The organism is Rugamonas sp. GW822-FHT03B10 (assembly GCF_058801745.1).
Window position 1 is genome coordinate 5,523 of the sequence record NZ_JBXANP010000023.1, and the last position, 17,682, is coordinate 23,204.

Annotated in this window: 16 protein-coding genes and 2 tRNA genes; 9 read left to right on the forward strand and 9 right to left on the reverse strand. The window is 69.3% G+C overall.

The window, feature by feature from the left end; genetic code table 11:
• Position 1: 1 nt before the first annotated feature.
• The 3 genes from AC1RQG_RS24595 to AC1RQG_RS24605 all read right to left on the reverse strand — a co-directional run bounded on the left by AC1RQG_RS24595 (position 2) and on the right by AC1RQG_RS24605 (position 627).
• Positions 2-78 (reverse strand) — tRNA-Arg (locus AC1RQG_RS24595).
• Between the two features lie 162 nt (positions 79-240).
• Positions 241-317 (reverse strand) — tRNA-Arg (locus AC1RQG_RS24600).
• 130 nt (positions 318-447) lie between these two features.
• A complete protein-coding gene (locus AC1RQG_RS24605) occupies positions 448-627 on the reverse strand; it encodes a hypothetical protein (protein ID WP_493135506.1) in 180 nt (59 codons plus the stop codon).
• Between the two features lie 98 nt (positions 628-725).
• Between AC1RQG_RS24605 and AC1RQG_RS24610 the strand changes: the two genes are divergently transcribed.
• The 3 genes from AC1RQG_RS24610 (at position 726) to AC1RQG_RS24620 (ending at position 4,782) form a co-directional block, all read left to right on the forward strand.
• Entirely contained in the window at positions 726-1,580 is an 855-nt protein-coding gene (locus AC1RQG_RS24610) for a response regulator (protein ID WP_493135508.1), read from the forward strand.
• Between the two features lie 141 nt (positions 1,581-1,721).
• A complete protein-coding gene (locus tag AC1RQG_RS24615) occupies positions 1,722-3,572 on the forward strand; it encodes a PAS domain-containing sensor histidine kinase (RefSeq protein ID WP_493135510.1) in 1,851 nt (616 codons plus the stop codon).
• Positions 3,573-3,798: 226 nt separating this feature from the next.
• A complete protein-coding gene (locus AC1RQG_RS24620; RefSeq protein WP_493135512.1) occupies positions 3,799-4,782 on the forward strand; it encodes a diguanylate cyclase domain-containing protein in 984 nt (327 codons plus the stop codon).
• A gap of 42 nt (positions 4,783-4,824) precedes the next feature.
• Here the strand turns inward: AC1RQG_RS24620 and AC1RQG_RS24625 are convergent, their stop codons facing one another.
• A complete protein-coding gene (locus tag AC1RQG_RS24625) occupies positions 4,825-5,277 on the reverse strand; it encodes a hypothetical protein (RefSeq protein ID WP_493135514.1) in 453 nt (150 codons plus the stop codon).
• Between the two features lie 263 nt (positions 5,278-5,540).
• On the opposite strand from AC1RQG_RS24625, the gene AC1RQG_RS24630 reads away from it, so the two are divergent.
• Both AC1RQG_RS24630 and AC1RQG_RS24635 read left to right on the forward strand, forming a co-directional pair.
• Positions 5,541-7,157: a response regulator gene (locus tag AC1RQG_RS24630; RefSeq protein WP_493135515.1), complete on the forward strand. Its 1,617-nt coding sequence runs from the start codon at positions 5,541-5,543 to the stop codon at positions 7,155-7,157.
• A 109-nt stretch (positions 7,158-7,266) separates the two neighbouring features.
• Positions 7,267-7,983, forward strand: coding sequence for a sensor histidine kinase (locus AC1RQG_RS24635; protein WP_493135516.1), 717 nt, complete (start codon positions 7,267-7,269; stop codon positions 7,981-7,983).
• Here AC1RQG_RS24635 and AC1RQG_RS24640 read toward each other — a convergent pair.
• From AC1RQG_RS24640 to AC1RQG_RS24650, 3 genes are all read right to left on the reverse strand, one after another.
• Positions 7,970-9,277, reverse strand: a complete 1,308-nt coding sequence (locus tag AC1RQG_RS24640; protein WP_493135518.1) for an NAD(P)/FAD-dependent oxidoreductase — start codon at positions 9,275-9,277, stop codon at positions 7,970-7,972. The genes AC1RQG_RS24635 and AC1RQG_RS24640 overlap by 14 nt on opposite strands.
• A gap of 51 nt (positions 9,278-9,328) precedes the next feature.
• Positions 9,329-9,796 carry a hypothetical protein gene (locus AC1RQG_RS24645; protein ID WP_493135519.1) on the reverse strand — a complete coding sequence of 156 codons (468 nt, stop codon included), beginning with the start codon at positions 9,794-9,796 and terminating at the stop codon, positions 9,329-9,331.
• 105 nt (positions 9,797-9,901) lie between these two features.
• Positions 9,902-10,666 (reverse strand): transporter, encoded by a 765-nt coding sequence (locus tag AC1RQG_RS24650; RefSeq protein ID WP_493135521.1) that lies wholly within the window; start codon positions 10,664-10,666, stop codon positions 9,902-9,904.
• 175 nt (positions 10,667-10,841) lie between these two features.
• Here AC1RQG_RS24650 and AC1RQG_RS24655 point away from each other — a divergent pair, with 175 nt between their 5' ends.
• Genes AC1RQG_RS24655 through AC1RQG_RS24670 form a run of 4 tightly spaced genes read left to right on the forward strand, consistent with a single transcriptional unit; the run spans position 10,842 to position 15,480 of the window.
• Positions 10,842-11,276: a MarR family winged helix-turn-helix transcriptional regulator gene (locus AC1RQG_RS24655; RefSeq protein WP_493135522.1), complete on the forward strand. Its 435-nt coding sequence runs from the start codon at positions 10,842-10,844 to the stop codon at positions 11,274-11,276.
• 50 nt (positions 11,277-11,326) lie between these two features.
• A complete protein-coding gene (locus AC1RQG_RS24660) occupies positions 11,327-12,835 on the forward strand; it encodes an MDR family MFS transporter (protein WP_493135601.1) in 1,509 nt (502 codons plus the stop codon).
• Between the two features lie 11 nt (positions 12,836-12,846).
• On the forward strand, positions 12,847-14,301 hold the full coding sequence (locus AC1RQG_RS24665; protein ID WP_493135523.1) for an efflux transporter outer membrane subunit: 1,455 nt from the start codon (positions 12,847-12,849) through the stop codon (positions 14,299-14,301).
• A gap of 30 nt (positions 14,302-14,331) precedes the next feature.
• Complete coding sequence (locus tag AC1RQG_RS24670; protein WP_493135525.1) at positions 14,332-15,480, forward strand: HlyD family secretion protein; 1,149 nt, start codon at positions 14,332-14,334, stop codon at positions 15,478-15,480.
• Position 15,481: 1 nt separating this feature from the next.
• On the opposite strand, the gene AC1RQG_RS24675 is transcribed toward AC1RQG_RS24670, so the two are convergent.
• Entirely contained in the window at positions 15,482-17,056 is a 1,575-nt protein-coding gene (locus tag AC1RQG_RS24675; protein ID WP_493135526.1) for a hypothetical protein, read from the reverse strand.
• Positions 17,057-17,157: 101 nt separating this feature from the next.
• Positions 17,158-17,652, reverse strand: coding sequence for an Lrp/AsnC ligand binding domain-containing protein (locus AC1RQG_RS24680; RefSeq protein WP_182157284.1), 495 nt, complete (start codon positions 17,650-17,652; stop codon positions 17,158-17,160).
• Positions 17,653-17,682 lie beyond the last annotated feature (30 nt).

The following is a 17,682-nucleotide window of genomic DNA, read 5'->3' on the forward strand; positions in this document are numbered from 1 at the left end:
CTGGTGCGGCTGGCAGGAATCGAACCCACGACCCCTTGGTTCGTAGCCAAGTACTCTATCCAGCTGAGCTACAGCCGCGAAAACAACATTATAACAGGTTTTCCGTGCCGGGCGGCATTCCTTGAGGAAATACCACACGCTACTTCATGCAACGTCATACGATGGCGACGCGCTCCCTGTGGGGCGAACCCCGGTACTACTTAAACTTCAATCAGACCCGACGATCTGATCCCGATATTCTGGTGCGGCTGGCAGGAATCGAACCCACGACCCCTTGGTTCGTAGCCAAGTACTCTATCCAGCTGAGCTACAGCCGCTTAAGCAACATTGTAACGCATTAATTAAATTTTGCAAAGTGCGATATTTTCAATCGCTTAGTTGGCCTGGCGATACAACCACCGAATCAACTACTCTGCAATAACCTGAAAACCGCGTTTATTGCCTCTTTCAGAAGGCTTGCCGTCCGAAAGAAGCAAGATTATAGGGAGCTTCATCGTCCTTGTCCAGCACCATTTGCCAACAAATGCCGGCGCCGGCGATTTTTCCCGGCCGGCCCGCCTTATTCACGTTGGTGATGCCATGCATCACAACTCTAAATTGGCAACTATAACTGCGTTCGGGCATCATTCACCTGTCTCCTCTATCTCCTCCAAGGATTTAGATTCAGCCCGCTCCCGCAGCGGGCTTTTTTTTGTCCATAGGTCCGGGCCGCCAATTGGTGTACGATGGACCATCCCCGCCACCCACCCGCCGCCCGCATGAAGCTGCCCGACCGTGTCGCGCCCCCTGCCCCGGACTGGTCCCGCACCCGTCTGGGCGAGCCCGCGCGCTGGCCGGCGGAATTGCGCCTGGTGATCGACATCGTGCTCAACTGCCCCACGCCCATGCTGCTGCTGTGGAGCCGCGAGCACATCATGGTCTGCAACGACGCCTACGCCGGTCTGAACGGCACCGCCAGCCTGCAGGCGCCCGGCGGCAACGTGCCGCCCGTGCTGCCGTCCGCCTGGAGCTGGAGCGGCGCCGCCATCGACCATGCGTGGTCCGGCCACAGCGCCAGCTACCGGGGCCAGCCGCTGGCGGTCTGGCGCAACGGCGCGCCCGCGCAACTGCCCTGCGACCTGTATTACACGCCGGTGCGCGACGCCGGCGGCGCCGTGGCCGGCATCCTGTGCACGCTCACGCCGGCCGCCGCGGCCGCGCCGTCGGCGCCGCCGCTGCGCATCCTGGTGGTGGAGGACAACGCCGACGCGCGCTACCTGGCCTGCGAGACGCTGCGCGCGCTGGGCCACGAGGTGCGGGACGTCGCCAGCGGCGAGGCCGCCTTACCGGCGCTGGAACAGGGCCCGGCCGATGTCCTGTTCAGCGACGTGAGCCTGCCCGGCATGTCCGGCGTGGATCTGGCCCGGCAGGCGCTGGCCCGCCATCCGGGGCTGCAACTGCTGTTCGTGTCCGGCTACGGCGACGCGCTCACGCGCCACCTGCCCTGGCCCGTCACCACCCTGCAAAAGCCCTACGAACTGGAACAATTGCAGCACGCCCTGGCCACGATCGGCCGCCGCCTACACGATGCTGCGGCCTAGTCCGACAGCACGACGCGGCTATCGTGTGGGCCACACCGCCCCGCGCCCGCTACAATATTGTCATCGACACATGCACACCGCGCGTCTTGCCCCGTTGGCCAAGCAGCCGTTGCAGCGATTCACAAGGGCCAAGACCCATCCATGACTTTTTCGACCGAGCCGACAGGCGGCCTTCGCTACGCCCCGGCAAAAACTGTCCAGTCCGCCGCTGCCGACGACCACGAGACCGAAATCGCCGCGCTGCGCGCCTCGCTGCGCCTGGCCGAGGAGCGCAACACCGCCTTGCTGCGCAACGAGCAGGCGCTGCGCGAACGCTTGCGCCTGGGCGAGGACGAGATGCGGGCGCTGGCCAACGCCATGCCGCAACTGGCCTGGATCGCGGGGCGCGACGGCAACATGATCTGGTGCAACGAGCGCTGGTACGCCTACACGGGCACGGCGCCCGACCAGATGAGCGGATCCGGCTGGCCCGCCGTCTATGCGCCCGACTGCCTGCCGCAGTTGATGGCGCGCTGGCACGCCTCGCTGGCCAGCGGCCAGCCGTTCGAGATGGAAGTGCCGATCCGTGGCGCCGATGGCCAATACCGCTGGTTCCTCACGCGCGCCAACCCGGTGCGCGACGGCGGCGGCCACGCGCTGCGCTGGTTCGGCACCAGCACCGACGTGGACCAGGTCAAGCGCGCCCAGGAGGCGCTGCGCGACGAGACGGCCGTGCTCGAGTTGCTCAACAGCACGGGCAACGCGCTGGCCTCCACCCGCGACCTGGCGCCGCTGCTGCAGGAGGTGACGGACGCGGCCACCCGCATCAGCGGCGCCCGCTTCGGCGCCTTCTATTACCACAGCGGCGACGCCGAGGGCGCGCCCCGGATGCTGCACGCGCTGTCGGGCAGCGCGGCCGAACTGTTCCCCAGCTTCGGCCGGCCGCGCGCCGGCGCCCTGTTCGGCGTCGGCCTGCGCGGCGAGGGCACGGTGCGCAGCAACGACCTCCTGCGCGACCCGCGCCACGCCGAGGCCGTGCGCGAGGAGGCCACCGCCCTGCCGGTGATCCGCAGCTACCTGGCCGTGCCGGTCGTGTCGCGCTCGGGCGCCGTGGTGGGCAGCCTGTATTTCGGCCACCCGGAGCCGGACATGTTCAGCGAGCGCACGGAGCGCATCATCGGCGGCATCGCGGCCCAGGCCGCCGTCGCGATCGACAACGCGCGCCTGTACGCGGCGGCCCAGCACGCGGCCGAGGAACGCAAGGCCCTGCTCGACAGCGAACGCTGCGCGCGCGCCGAGGCCGAGCGCACCAGCCGCCTCAAGGATGAATTCCTGGCCACCCTGTCGCACGAACTGCGCACCCCGCTCACGGCCATCCTCGGCTGGGCCCAGGTGCTGCGCCGGGGCAACCGCGACCTGGCCGACGTGCAGCGCGGCCTGCAGACCATCGAGCGCAACGCCCGCAGCCAGGCCCAGCTGATCGAGGACCTGCTCGACATGAGCCGCATCACCTCCGGCAAGGTGCGGCTGGAGGTGCAGGTGCTGGCCCCGCAGACGATCGTCGAGACCGCCATCGACGCGGTGCAGCCGGCCGCCGACGCGCGCCAGATCCGCATCGAACGCCGATTCCAGCCGCAGGCAGGCCTGGTGGCGGCCGATCCCAGCCGCTTGCAGCAGATCATCTGGAACCTGCTCAGCAACGCCCTCAAGTTCACCGAGCGCGACGGCACCGTGACCGTGCGCGTGGGCCAGGCCGACGGCCAGCTGGAAATCGCCGTCAGCGACAACGGCCTGGGCATCCGGGCCGAATTCCTGGCCCACGTGTTCGAACGCTTCCGCCAGGGCGATTCCTCGACCACGCGCCGGCACGGCGGGCTCGGCCTGGGGCTGGCGATCGTCAAGCACCTGGTGGAACAGCACGGCGGCACCGTCGGCGCGGCCAGCGCGGGCGAGGGCCAGGGCGCCTGCTTCACGGTGCGCCTGCCGTTGGCCCACGCCGCCCCCCTTGCCTGATCAGCTTACCACTCAGCAACAGTCGATTCCTACCCGCGCATGCGGCACTGTCCTACAGCAACTTTCTGTGCGTTTGCTACACTTTAAAAAGGATTAAAACGCGGTACAATAATTTCCATGTGGAAATAATTGCTCTCGCGTGCGCCATGTCCCCACCGGGCGCGCTATTATCTATTTATTACGCCACTGGCGGTGTGCCGGTGCGTGTGCAATGACAGAGAACACTATGCCGAGCCGAGATGAAATCCTGAACGCCAAGATTCTGGTGGTGGATGACTGCGCCGACAACATCGACCTCATGCTGGAAATCCTGCGCGACGCCGGCTACCTGGACGTGACGTCCACCATGCTCCCGGAGCAGGTATGCCCGCTGCACCGCCAGCATTGCTACGACCTGATCCTGCTCGACCTGCAGATGCCGGGCATGAACGGTTTCCAGGTCATGAAGGGCTTGAAGGAAATGGAACGGGGCGGCTACCTGCCCGTGCTGGCCCTGACGGCCCAGCCCAGCTTCAAGATCGCGGCCCTGGAGGCGGGCGCGCGCGACTTCATCAGCAAGCCGTTCGACCTGCTCGAAGTGCACAAGCGCATCCACAACATGCTCGAGGTGCGCCTGCTGTACAAGGAACTGGCCCAATACAGCAAACAACAGCAGGAACTGGCGCTGCACGACCCGCTCACGGGCCTGCCCAACCGCCGCCTGCTGGAGGACCGCATCGCCACCGTGCTGCAGCATGCGATGCGCCAGCATAGCAAGGCGGCCGTCATGTATCTGGACCTCGATGGCTTCAAGGGCATCAACGACACCTACGGCCACGCCTACGGCGACGAGGTGCTGAAGATGGTGGCGCGCCGCCTCACCGGCTGTTCGCGCAAGGAGGACACGGTGGCCCGCGTGGGCGGCGACGAGTTCGTGATCGTGCTCGGCGATGTCGCCACCCTGCACGACGCCCAGGAGCCGGCCGCCAAGCTGATCGAAGCCGTGTCGGAGCCGTATGTGATCAACGGCCTCACGCTCAAGCTGTCCACCAGCATCGGCATCAGCCTGTTCCCGGACGACGCGGACACGGTGGAAACGCTGATCGGCGTGGCCGACAGCGCCCTGTACCAGGCCAAGCGCTCCGGCAAGAACCGCTGTTGCGCCGCCGCGCTGGCCGCGCCGCTGCCCGCCGCGCCCGCGCAACACAGCATGCTTTCCACGCCCGCCTGAGCCACTCCTCCCTTGCAACGGCGGCCCGGGCCGCCCGCACCGCTAATGACCGCGGGCCGGCGTGCGCGGCGGGCTGCCGCCCTTGCCGCCCTCATGCCGCAAGCCATGGGCCGTGCTTTCCTCCACCTGCGCCGCGTGCTGGTGGTCCTCATGCCCGCCCACCACCTCCGGCGCCACCTCGATGCGGGTCACGCCGGCGTCGACGGACAGCGGGTCGCTGGCGGGGAAGGTCATCTCCACCGCCTCGTCGATCAGCGTCTCGCGGGCCTGCTCCACCGGCGTGGGCGGCTCCTCGTCGGCCAGCGCCGTGATGACGGTCGACCATTTGACGCAATCGAGGCGCGCCAGGTCGCGCACGGTGTGCACGCCGAACGCCTGCGCCAGCGCGTCGGCGCCCTGGGCGCTCATGCTGCGCAGCGCCGTGACGGGCGCCTCGGCCAGCGCCCGCATGCCCAACTCCGCGTAATCCTCGTTGATCAGGGACTTCAGGTTCATGATGCGACTCCTTCACGGTTGCGGCGGCGCGGTGCTGCGCCGGCTACAGCTTCCACTGTGGCGGCGCGGCCAGCGCGCGTCTGTGCGGCAGCGAACAGTGCCTTCGGCCCTCCCTCGCGTACGATAGTGCTACGGTTTTGACATTCCTAAACGCTATTGCTATGATCGTTGAGCACTTTTCTGACGGCCTCAAGACAGCCCTCCCCGGTGCGGCTGCCCTGCCCGCCGCCCCGCGCAGCGCACCGACCGACAGGCCTGACCCCGTGCCCACACTACAGAAACCGAAGATCCTGGTCGTGAACGACGACGCCGCCAGCCTGTTCGCACTCACCAGCCTGCTGGCGCAATGGGCCGACGACGAAGGCTACGACGTGCTGCCGGCCGGCTCGGGCCAGGACGCGCTGCGCCAGGTGCTCAAGCACGATTTCGCCGTGATCCTGCTCGACGTCAACATGCCCGGCATGGACGGCTTCGAGACGGCCGAGGCCATCCACCAGCGCGCCCGCTCCGCCGACATCCCCATCATCTTCATCACCGCCTTCCTGGCCGACGAGCTGGACCGGCTCAAGGCCTACCAGCGCGGGGCCGTCGATTTCCTGTTCACGCCTGTCATCCCGCAAGTGTTGCGCGCCAAGATCAGCGTGTTCGTGGCGCTGGCCACCAAGAACGAGGAGCTCAGGCTGCAGGCCCGCCAGCTCAGCCAGCGCACCACGGCCCTCACCGGCACCAACCGCCGGCTCACCCGCGAGATCGAGGAGCGCAAGTCGGCCGAACGGCAGAACCACGCCAAGGACGAATTCCTGGCCATGCTCGGCCACGAACTGCGCAATCCGCTGAGCGCCATCAGCAGCGCCGCCACGCTGATCGGCCTGCCCGGGGTGTCGCCCGAGGGCGCGGCCCGGGCGCGCCAGATCATCCAGCGCCAGAGCCAGCACCTGGGCCGCATCGTCGACGACTTGCTCGACCTGTCGCGCGCCATGTCGGGCAAGATCCTGCTCAACCGCGCGCCGCTGGACCTGGCGGCGCTGGTGGCGTCGTGCCTGGAGACGTGCCGCGCCACCGGCCGCGGCGCCGGCTACACGCTGCACCAGCAACTGGCGCCGGTCTGGGTCGACGGCGACACCACCCGGCTCGAACAGATCGTCAGCAACCTGCTCGACAACGCCCTCAAGTACACCCCGCCCGGCGGCCGCATCGAAGTCTGCACCGGCGCCGACGAGGACGAGGCCGTGCTGACCGTGCACGATTCCGGCGTCGGCATCGCGCCCGACCTGCTGCCGCAGGTGTTCGACGTGTTCGTGCAGGGCGCCAGCACGCTGGACCGGGCCCAGGGCGGACTGGGCATCGGCCTGTCGCTGGTGCGCCGTCTGGCCGAGCTGCACGGCGGCCACGTGCGCGCCGACAGCGGTGGCGACGGCGCCGGCAGCACCTTCACCCTGCGCCTGCCGCGCGTGGCGCACGGCACGCCCGCCGCGCCGGCGCCGGTCGGCCAGCCGGTGGCCGACAAGCCGACCGTGCTGCTGATCGAGGACAACGACGATGGCCGCGAGATGATGGCCATGATGCTCAGCTGCTACGGCTATGCCGTGCAGCAGGCGGCCGAGGGCGGCCAGGGCTTGCAGCTGGCCAGCCGCTGCCGGCCCGACCTGGCCCTGATCGACATCGGCCTGCCGGCCATGGACGGCTACGAGGTGGCGCGCCGGCTGCGGGCCGACCCGGCCACGCGCGACATCAAACTGGTGGCCCTGACCGGCTACGGCCAGGCCGAGGACCGCCAGCGCGTGTTCGAAGCCGGCTTCGACCGCCACCTGGTCAAGCCGGTGGACGTCGAGCACCTGCTGCAGGTGATAGGGCTTTGCATGGGCCAGGCGGTCGATTGAACCGGCGCGACGGCGGGCCTCCTTACTGTCGTGTTCGCAGTGCGCCAACTATTTCCAACCTCAGGTATGATCGCCACAAACCGATGTTCCACCAACCACCGAGTACGCCATGCCCGTCCAGGCTTCCACCACCACCGATCCGGCCGCGCCAGAGGCGCAACGCAGCGCGGAACTGAGCGAACTGCTCGGCCACGTGCATTCCTGCTGGGATGATGAACGGCGCTCGCTGTCGCGCCAGCTGCACGACAGCCTCGGATCGTCGCTGACGGCCCTCACCATGCACCTGGGCCTGTTGATGCAGAAGATGCCGCAGGAGCCGGCCCTGCAGGAACGGGCCGCGCACATGAAGCAGTTGCTGCACCAGATCGTGGAGACCAACCGGGAGATGCAGCACCGGCTGTGGAACGACAAGCTGGAGTTCCTTGGCGTGCGCGTGGCGCTGGCCGAGCAGGTGGCGCAGTTCAGCGCCAACCACCAGCTGGCCGTCCAGTGCAGCCTGCCCGACGACGAACTGGAATGCCCGCGCAGCCACAGCGTGGTGCTGCTGGGCGCGCTGGAGGAGGCGCTCGACAACGTGGCCGCCCACGCCGGCGCCACGACCGTCGACGTGATCGTGGACGACAACGAGGATCAGCTGGTGTTGACGGTGCGCGACAACGGCGTCGGCCTGCCGGCCGGCGAGGCCCTGCCCACCCATGGCAAATACGGCCTGCGCATGGCGCGCGAACGGGCGGCCCACCTGGGCGGCCGGTTGACGGTGGCCGCCAACGGCGCGCGCGGCGTGCAACTGACGCTGGTGCTGCCCAAACCCTTCAGTGCAGCTTGACCAGCGGCCGGCTGCGCCGCACGAGGAAGCGCGCCAGCGCCAGCACGCCCGTGCGCACCGTCCCCAACAATGCGCGGTGATGCATCAGGTGCAGGCTCGCGTACATGAGGCGCGCCAGCGTGCCCTCCACGAACCAGTGCGCGCCGCGCAGGGCGCCCATCAGCGTCCCGACCGAGGTGCGTTGGCCGAACGACACCAGCGCGCCATGGTCGTGGTAGACATAGGGCGCGGCCGGTGGCGTGTGCGGCCCGGCCGCCGCGCTGTCGCGCTCCCGGCTTAGCAGCACGCGCGCCAGGTAGGACGCCTGCTGGTGCGCCACCTGCGCGCGCGCGGGCAGCGGTTTGCCGTCGGCGCCCGGACAGGCGGCGCAGTCGCCGAGCGCATAGATATCGGGATGGCCGGGCACGGCCAGCGTGGCGTCGACCACGATCTGCCCGCCCTTGGCGGTGGCCAGACCGAGCCGCGCCAGCAAGGGCGGCGCCGCGATGCCGGCCGCCCACACGCACAGGTCGGCCCGGTAGCGCACGTCGCCGGCCTGCACGAAATCGGCGCCCACCTCGGTCACGTGGGTGGCCGTGGCCACGGTGATGGCGCGCTGTCCGAGCAGCGCGAGCGCGGCGTCGGCCACCCGTTGCGGCAGCGGCGCCAGGATGCGCGGCGCGCCCTCCAGCACGGTGATGCGCACGTCGCGGCGCGGGTTGAGCCGGCCCAAGCCATAGGCCGCGTAGACGCCGCTCGCCTCGCGCAGTTCGGCCGCCAGCTCCACGCCGGTGGCGCCGCCGCCGACGATGACGATGTCAACGCCGCGCTGGCCTTCCGTGCGGGCTTCCGTCCGGGTCAACAGCTTGAGCATGGTGAGGCGGAAGCGTTCCGCGTCCTGCACCCCGTTGAGGGAAATGGCATGTTCGGCCGCGCCGGGCACGCCGAAATAATGGGACACGCTGCCCACGGCCAGCACCAGGGTCAGGTAGTCGATGTGCCGCTCAGGCAGCACCAGTTCGCCGCCGGCGTCGCGGATGGCGTCCACGGTCAGGCGGCGCGCGTCCGCGTCCAGCCCCGCCAGCGCACCGTAGACATAGGTGAAGCCGCAGTCGTGGGCCAGCATCTGGTACGACAGGCCCTCCTGGTGGATATCGAGGGTGCCGGCCGCCACCTCGTGCAGCGATGGTTTCCAGACGTGGTAGAGCTGGCTGTCGACCAGCGTCACGCGGGCCGGCCCCAGCTTGCGGCCCAGCCGGCAAGCCAGTTCCAGCCCGCCGGCGCCGCCGCCGACGATGACGATATTGCTTTGCATTGCGCCTCCTGTCAGGGAACCCCGCCAGCGCGACGCCGTGCCGGCCCGCGATCAGTCGTCGTGGCCGTGACCGTGGCCGTGGCCATTGCCGTTTCCGTGGCCTTTGCCACGGCCGGGGCCGCGATCGTCGTCGCGGCGGTCGTCGCGGCGGTCATCGCGATATTCGCGGCCACGGTCGCCATGCTCGGCGCGGTAGCGCGGCGCGTATTCACGCTGATACCAGTTGTCGTCCACGAACAGCACGCGCTGGCCGCAGGCGTTGTATTCGCGGCAGTGCTTGTCCCAGTGCTTGGCATGGCCGGGCGGCACGCGCAGGTAGATGGGCGGCGCCTCCACGTAACGCGGCGGACGCTGCACGATCACTGGTTCGCGGTACAGCACTTGCGGCTGCGGATAATTGCCAAGGTCGATGCGGCCGTAAAAACCAGGCTCGCCCACGCTGATCGACACACCCACATCGGTCGCCATCGCGGTGGAGCTCAGGGCCAGCAAACCGGCGGCAAGAATCAGAGGTTTCATTAAGGTCTTTCCCGTTGTTATAAAAATAATAAAACGCCGCGAGATGCCGGCGGGAATCTTATTTTAACCGCCGGACAGGGGCCGCACCGTACGCGAACGAACATATCACCACCAGCGCGCCAGCGGCAACACCACGCCCCCGAACAGCGACCAGTCGGCCGAGGCCCGGTTCAGGCCCTTGGCCATGCCGGCGTCCAGTGTCATGTATTTGCTGGGACTGTAGGCGGCGGCCACCAGCAGCTGCGCCGTGCGGTCGGCCCCGCCGCGGCGGGTGCCCGACAACTCGCCCGTCAGGCCCCAGCGGTCGGACACCGGCACCGAGAACGAGGCCGACAGCCCGGTCTGCGTGCGGCCGCTGCCCGCCTCCCACACACCGAGCCGGGTCAGGTTGACGTTGGCATCCATGTGCACCCGGTCGAAATCGTGGCTGTAGATGCCGTTGACGGTGTAATCGGCGCGGCCGCTGCCGATGCTGTCCCGGGCCGTGGGGGCTTTGGCGCCCAGTTCCAGGCCGAACGCGGTGGCGCTGTCGACCAGGAACGCGCGCTTGAGGACGAAAACGGTGTCGCCCACGCCATGGGTGCGCCCGCCGCCATCGTCCGGCGCCGACACCCACGCTTCGCCGCCCAGCTCCACGCCCCAGTTGTCGCTGAACGCCAGCTTGAACGTGTACGGCAGGCTGTTGCGATGTTCGCCATCGGCCTTGATGGCCAGGCCGCCCAGCTCCAGCTCCAGCTGGCCCGGATACGGCAGCTGGGCCGGGCTGGACACGGAGGGCCGGTACGGCGTCACCGGCTGAAAGTCATCGGCGCGGACCGGCGCCGCCAGCGCGGCCAGGACCAGCAGGCAAGCGGCTTGACGTTCGATCATGCGGCCCTCCGTTGCGTTATGCCTTGCATGCATTAACCAACTGCTAATAAGTTGCTTCATACGCGGCAGCCTAACACCGATTACCGCCCGCCCCAAGCACCGTTGTGAACTTGTCGGTCAGAAAAAACACTGCTATGCTAATCGTTCGACATCTAACCATTTGTGAGCAAACCTTTTGTCCTCTATCGAAGACCGCTTCTCCGCCGCCCTGCACACGTCCGCGCGCGGCTGGCGCCTGGCGGTGGACCGCCGCCTCAAGCACCTCGGCATCAGCCAGGCCAGCTGGATGGCCATCGCCATCGTGGCCAAGGCCGCCACGCCGCTGTCGCAAACCCGGCTGGCCGCGCTGGTCGGGGTGGAAGACCCCACCATGGTGTCCACCATCGACCGGCTGGTGAAGGCCGGCTACGCGCTGCGCGTGCCCTCGCCCACCGACCGCCGCGTCAAGCTGGTGAGCCTGACGGAGGCCGGCCAGGACATCTACCGCGCCCTCAAGGCCGAATCGGACGTGCTGCGCGCTGACCTGCTGCGCAATATCGACCCCGCAGCGCTGCGGCTGGCGACGGAAGTGCTGGAGACGCTGCAAGCGGGCATCGAGGCGCAGCCGTGAGCAGCGCCCCCACCGCGCCCGCCCCTGCGGACGATGGCCTGAACCGGCCCATGATCACGCTGTCGATCATGCTGGCCACCATCATCCAGGCGCTCGACGGCACCATCGCCAACGTCGCGCTGCCGCACATGCAGGGCAGCCTGTCGGCCTCGCAGGACCAGATCACCTGGGTGCTGACCTCGTTCATCGTGGCCGCCGCCATCGCCACCCCGCTGACCGGCTGGCTGTGCGACCGCTACGGCCAGAAAAACATCTTCCTGACGGCGGTGGCCGGGTTCACGGCCGCCTCCGTGCTGTGCGGGCTGTCCGCCTCGCTCGGCCAGATCGTCGCGGCGCGCCTGCTGCAGGGCGTGTTCGGCGCCGCGCTGGTGCCGCTGTCGCAGGCGGTCCTGCTCGACATCAACCCGCGCGAGAAGCACGGCTCGGCCATGGCCGTGTGGGGCATGGGCGTGATGATCGGCCCCATCCTCGGCCCCACGCTGGGCGGCTGGCTGACCGACAGCTACAACTGGCGCTGGGTGTTCTTCATCAACGTGCCGGTGGGCGCGCTGGCGTTCTACGGCATCTGGAAATACATCCGCCCCAGCCCGGCCGCGCGCCGCATGGCGTTCGACGGCTTCGGCTTCGCCACCCTCAGCCTGGCCATCGGCGCGCTGCAGATGCTGCTGGACCGGGGCGAACAGAACGACTGGTTCGCCGCCACCGAGACCTGGGTGGAGGCGATCGTGATGACGCTCAGCTTCGCCTATTTCGCCGCCCACACGGCGCTGCGCCCGGCCGGCAAATCGTTCTTCAACTACCGCCTGCTCAAGAACGCCAACTACGCCAGCGGCCTGCTGTTCATCTTCATCGTCGGCCTGGTGCTGTACGCCACGCGCGCGCTCACGCCCACCATGCTGCAAGGACTGATGGCCTACCCGGCCGCCATGGCCGGTCTGGTGACGGCGCCCAGCGGCCTGGGCACCATGTTCGCCATGCTGGTGGTGGGCCGGCTGGTGGGCAAGTTCGACCTGCGGCTGCTGCTCGGCACCGGCTTCGCCATCACCGCGTTCTCGCTGTGGTGGATGAGCGGCTACACGCTGGTGCTGTCGCGCGGCGACATCGTGTGGCCGGGCGTGATCCAGGGCCTGGGGCTGGGCCTCGTGTTCGTCCCGCTCAGCACCGCCACCTTCGCCACGCTGTCGCCGGAAATGCGGGCCGAGGGCACGGCCATCTACAGCCTGGTGCGCAACATCGGCAGCAGCATCGGCATCGCGCTGGTGCAGAACCTGTTGGTGCGCAACACCCAGACCATGCACGCCACATTGGCCGAGAAGATCACGTACGGCAATCCCGCCCTGCTCGACAGCCCCGTCTTCAACCTGGCCACGCCGGAGGCGGCCACCGCGCTCAATGGCGAGATCACGCGCCAGGCCTCGATGATCGCCTACGTGGACGACTTCTGGCTGATGATGGTGCTCACGCTGCTGGTGATCCCCTTGCTGCTGCTGGTCCGGCCACCGCCCAAACCGCCCGCCGCCGCCCCCGCGCCCGCGCCCGACCACGCCGCCATGGAATGACAACAAGACCGATGACTACACACCACCGCTTCCCCACCGCGCCGGCGCCGCTGTCCGCGCTCCCGGTACTGCTGGCGCTGACCCTGGCCGGCTGCGCCCACATCCCGCACGACAGCGCCGCGCTGCCCCAGCGCGACGTGGCCGGCGCCAGCCTGGCCGCCGACATCCGGCTGGCCCAGGAAGGCTGGCCCGCCGCCCGCTGGTGGACCGGCTACCACGACAGCCAGCTCGACGCGCTGATGACGCAGGCGCTGGCCTCCGCCCCCGGTCTGGCCGTGGCGGCCGCCCACATCGGCAGCGCGCACGCCGCGCTCGACAGCAGCAGCGCCGCGCTGGGCGTGGAGCTCGACGGCCATGCGGACGTCAACCGCCAGCGCTACTCGGGCACCGGCCTGTTCCCCGCCCCCATCGGCGGCAGCTACTTCACCGAGGAGAACGTGCGGCTGGAAGCGCGCTACCACTTCGACTGGTGGGGCCGCAACCGCGCCCAGATCGCCGCCGCCGTCGGTGAACTGAACGCGGAACGGGCCAGCTACGCGCAGGCCGAACAGGCGCTGGCCGCCGCCGTCGCGCAAGCCTACTTCCGCCTGCAGGGCGCGTGGGCGCGGCTGGACAACGTCAACAGCCAGATCGCGGTCCAGACGGCGCTGGTGCAGGATCAGGCCAAACGCATGGCGCGTGGCCTGGCCACCAGCGACGGCGCGCACGCGGCCACCGCCGACCTTGCCCAGCTGCGGCAGCAGCAAGCGCGCTGGCAGGCCGACGCCGGCGCCGCCCGCGAAGCCTTGCGCGCGTTGCTGGGCGCCGACGCCAGCGCGCTGGCCGACCTCCAGCCGCACGCGCTGACGGCCACCCCGCACGCCCTGCCCGCGCACCTGGGCATGGAGCTGCTGGCGCGCCGGCCCGACCTGCAAGCGGCGCGCTGGCAGGTGCAGGCCGCGTTGAGCCAGACGGAAGCCGCGCAAGCCGCCTTCTACCCCGACATCAACCTCAGCGCCGCGATCGGCCTGGACTCGATCTCGTACCAGCATCTGCTGCAAGCGGCCAGCCGCACGCTGTATCTGGCGCCCACGCTGAACCTGCCCCTGTTCGACAGCGCGCGCCTGAGTGCCCAACTGGCCAGCGCCCGCAGCGAGCGTGACGAAAGGATCGCCGCCTACAACCAGGCCGTGGTGCAGGCCGTGCGCGACGTGGCGCAGGACAGCCTGGCGCTGCAGGGCGTGGAACAGCAGCTGGCCCGCCAGACCGAGGCGACGGCCGCCGCCAGCGCCCAGCTGCGCAACGCCCAGGCCCGCGCCGCGCACGGCCTGGCCGACCGCCGCAGCGAACTGACGGCGCAACTGGCCCTGCTGCGCCAGCAGGACAGCGCGCTCGTCCTCGCGCACGCCCAGGCGCAGGCCGAAGTGGCCCTGACCCAGGCGCTGGGCGGCGGCTACCGCAACGACGCCGTCGCCACCACCCACTGAACCGCATCCACCAGAACATCAGGACAGCCCATGAGCACCGACAACACCAACAACGACCGCCAGCGCCAGCGCGTGCTGCTGGCCATCACCGCCGTCTTCCTGCTGGCCGGCGCGGCCTACGCCGCCTACTACGCGCTGGTCGCCTCGAAGGAACAGGGAACCGACAACGCCTACGTGGGCGGCAACCTCGTCACGCTGTCGTCGCAGGTGGCCGGCAACGTGCAGGAGATCCGCGCCGACGACACCCAGCTGGTGCAGGCGGGCAGCCCCATCGTCCAGCTGGACGCGGCCGACGCCGACGTCGCGCTGAGCCAGGCCGAGGCCCGGCTGGGCGCCACCGTGCGCCAGCAACGCCAGCGCTACGCCGACGTGGCCCAGTACGACGCCACCATCGCCCAGCGCCGCCTGCTGCTGCGCGAAGCGGAGGCCGACCTGGCCCGCCGCAAGCCGCTGGCGGCCGACCACACGGTGTCGGGCGAGGAAGTGGAACACGCGAGCCAGGCCGTGGCCAACGCGCGCGCCGCGCTGGCCGTGGCCGAGCGCCAGGCCGACGCCGCGCAGGCCGGCGTGGCCGGCGTGGCGCTGGCCCAGCATCCGGCCGTGCAGGCGGCCAAGGCCGACTACGCGCAAGCATGGCTGGCCGCCCGCCGCAACGCCATCCTCGCGCCGGTGACGGGCTACGTGGCCAAGCGCAGCGTGCAGGTGGGCGCGCATGTGGCGGCCGGCACGCCGCTGCTGTCGATCGTCCCGCTGGACCAGCTGTGGGTGGACGCCAACTACAAGGAGTCGGAACTGCGCGGCATCCGCATCGGCCAGCCGGCCACGGTCACGGCCGATATGTACGGCGGCAAAGTGACGTACCACGGCAAGGTGCTGGGCCTGTCGGCCGGCACGGGCAGCGCGTTCTCCCTGCTGCCGGCGCAGAACGCCAGCGGCAACTGGATCAAGGTGGTGCAGCGGCTGCCGGTGCGGATCGCGCTCGATCCGAAAGAGCTGGTCCAGCACCCGCTGCGGGTCGGCCTGTCGACGACGGTGGTGATCGACATCAGCGACACCAGCGGCGCCATGCTGGGCACGGCCACCGCCCCCGCCCCCGTGTACGCGACGCGCGCGCTGGCGCAGCCGCTGGCGCAAGCGGCCAGCGCCGCCGACGCCATCATCGCCCGCAATTTGAAATAAACTATTTGGCCAGTTCGGCGTCGAGCTGGTGGATGGCCGTCTGGGCCTGGGCGATGGCGCGGTCGGCGATGCGCAGCCGCATGCCGGACACGCGGCTGGCCGCCTCCGCCTCCAGCAGCGTGGGCGTGAGCAGCTGCAGCGCCGATTCGTGGAAGCCGTCCGCCACCAGGTCCAGCTGGGCGTTGAACGACAGCTCGGCCTCGCGCAACTGCTTGCGCAATTCCGCCTCGAACGCGGCGCGCTTGTCGCGGATCTCCATGCGCTTGCGCTTGCCGCCGTCGCTGAACCATTTGACGGCGCCCGCCAGCAGCACGGCGCCGCCCACGAACGGCGCCACCGGCACCAGCACCGGCATCACCACGGCCGCGCCGAACAGATAGGCGGCCGTGCCCGTGCCGGCCGCCGCCACCGCGCCGCTGACCAGGGTGACGTTGGCCGCCGTGTCGACACTGTTGGCGATGCGCGTGCCGAGCCGCAGACGCGGCATCAAGCGGGCCAGCGCCGAGTGGTGCTGCCGCTGGAACACGGTCGACTGGCTGAGCCGCATGGCCGACTGGAACAGCCGCAGATCCTCCTGCAGCAAGTGCAAGGCCTGCTCCTTGCGCCGCACCACGCGGTCCAGCCGCCGCTCCATCTCCTGCCCGAACTGGTTGCGGCCGATGCTGTCCCACACGTCGTCGTCCTTCCACTGGTCGGTGTGCAGCCGTTCGGCGATGGCCAGTTCGATGGCGTTGCCGGCGTCGTGCACGGCGTCGTCGATCTCCTCCAGCAGCAGCGCCCGTTCATGGGCGATGCGCGCGTCGATCAGGGTCAGCCGCTGCACCACCTGCTGCCGCAACTCCTGCGCGGCCGTGGCCACGACGTCGGCGCCGGCCTCGCCGGCCGCCATCGACTCGGCGTGGTCCATGTAGGAGGCGATGTCCTGGCTGATGGCGCGCGTCGCGGCGCCCACGTGCTCGCGCAGCGCGTCCAGTCCGATCACGCCGGCCTGGAAGTCGCGCGCATGCCCGATCAGGGCCGGCTGCCCCGTGCTGCGGCCGAAGTCGGCCACGGCGTCGGCCAGCGTGCGCCCCTTGAGCAGCTTGCGCGCCTGCTCGCCCAGGCTGGCCAGCAGGCCGCGCTCCTCCTCGGGCGGCAAGCCGTCCAGCTCCTCGAACGTGGGTTTGACGCCCAGCACCTTGGCCAGCCGCTGCGCCTGCGGACGGGCGGCGGCGCCGAGCAGCGCCAGCAAGGGGATGGCCATGGAGAAGGCGGCGTCGCGCGCCGGCTGCGGCGTGCCGGCCGCGGCGCGCCCCAGCGCGGCGTAGGCCCAGTCCAGGCTGACGCCCGACTCGATGGCGTTCAGCACCAGGGCGGTGAAGACGGCGGAGGCTTTGCCCTCGCCGGCGATCTCGGTGACGGCGGCGAATTGCGCCAGCGTGACGGCGCCGTCGGCGACGGCCAGTGCGCCCAGCGTGCGCGCGTAGGCTGAGCTGAAGCTCTGGTCGGACGACAGATGCTCGTCCAGCGTGCGCACGGCGACGATGTGCGCGTGATGGGATTCGGCGCCGGGGGCGCCATCATGCGTGCTGTTCACGGCTGCTCCATTCGGTAACGGGTGCCATGCCGCGATTCTACCTGAAGCGCCGCCCGACGTATCAGCACGCCGGACAGTTATTGGAGCAGCTACTGGAGTACTTATTGGGGCACTTCCGTCGACAGCACCAGCGTCTCCTTGATCTCCTCCATCACGACATAGCTTTTCGACTGGGCCGCGCCGGGCAGTTGCAGCAGCATTTCGCCAAGCAGCTTGCGGTACTCGGCCATTTCGTGGATGCGGGCCTTGATCAGGTAGTCGAAATCGCCCGACACCAGATGGCATTCCTGCACCTCCGGGATGCGCAGCACTTCGCGCCGGAACTGCTCGAACACGGAGGCCGATTTCTGGTTCAGCGTGATCTCGACGAACACCAGCAGCTTGGCGCCCAGCGCCGGCGGCGAGATGCGCGCATGGTAGCCGGTGATCACACCGTCGCGCTCCATGCGCTTGACGCGCTCGATGGCCGGCGTGATCGACAGGCCCACCTGCTCGCTCAGATCCTTCATCGAGATGCGGCCGTCGTCCTGCAGGATGCGCAATATCTTGCGGTCAAGCTTGTCCAGGCTGCGGACCGATTCCTTCTGTGTACGCATGAAAATCCACTAAATATCTATCGTTATATA

Excerpts from the sequence above, each read along its gene's own strand:
- AC1RQG_RS24610 (WP_493135508.1), top strand. The coding sequence starts at position 726 with ATGGACCATCCCCGCCACCCACCCGCCGCCCGCATGAAGCTGCCCGAC.
- AC1RQG_RS24680 (WP_182157284.1), bottom strand. The coding sequence starts at position 17,652 with ATGCGTACACAGAAGGAATCGGTCCGCAGCCTGGACAAGCTTGACCGC.
- AC1RQG_RS24665 (WP_493135523.1), top strand. The coding sequence starts at position 12,847 with ATGACTACACACCACCGCTTCCCCACCGCGCCGGCGCCGCTGTCCGCG.
- AC1RQG_RS24640 (WP_493135518.1), bottom strand. The coding sequence starts at position 9,277 with ATGCAAAGCAATATCGTCATCGTCGGCGGCGGCGCCGGCGGGCTGGAA.
- AC1RQG_RS24635 (WP_493135516.1), top strand. The coding sequence starts at position 7,267 with ATGCCCGTCCAGGCTTCCACCACCACCGATCCGGCCGCGCCAGAGGCG.
- AC1RQG_RS24620 (WP_493135512.1), top strand. The coding sequence starts at position 3,799 with ATGCCGAGCCGAGATGAAATCCTGAACGCCAAGATTCTGGTGGTGGAT.
- AC1RQG_RS24660 (WP_493135601.1), top strand. The coding sequence starts at position 11,327 with ATGATCACGCTGTCGATCATGCTGGCCACCATCATCCAGGCGCTCGAC.
- AC1RQG_RS24650 (WP_493135521.1), bottom strand. The coding sequence starts at position 10,666 with ATGATCGAACGTCAAGCCGCTTGCCTGCTGGTCCTGGCCGCGCTGGCG.
- AC1RQG_RS24605 (WP_493135506.1), bottom strand. The coding sequence starts at position 627 with ATGATGCCCGAACGCAGTTATAGTTGCCAATTTAGAGTTGTGATGCAT.
- AC1RQG_RS24670 (WP_493135525.1), top strand. The coding sequence starts at position 14,332 with ATGAGCACCGACAACACCAACAACGACCGCCAGCGCCAGCGCGTGCTG.
- AC1RQG_RS24615 (WP_493135510.1), top strand. The coding sequence starts at position 1,722 with ATGACTTTTTCGACCGAGCCGACAGGCGGCCTTCGCTACGCCCCGGCA.
- AC1RQG_RS24645 (WP_493135519.1), bottom strand. The coding sequence starts at position 9,796 with ATGAAACCTCTGATTCTTGCCGCCGGTTTGCTGGCCCTGAGCTCCACC.
- AC1RQG_RS24625 (WP_493135514.1), bottom strand. The coding sequence starts at position 5,277 with ATGAACCTGAAGTCCCTGATCAACGAGGATTACGCGGAGTTGGGCATG.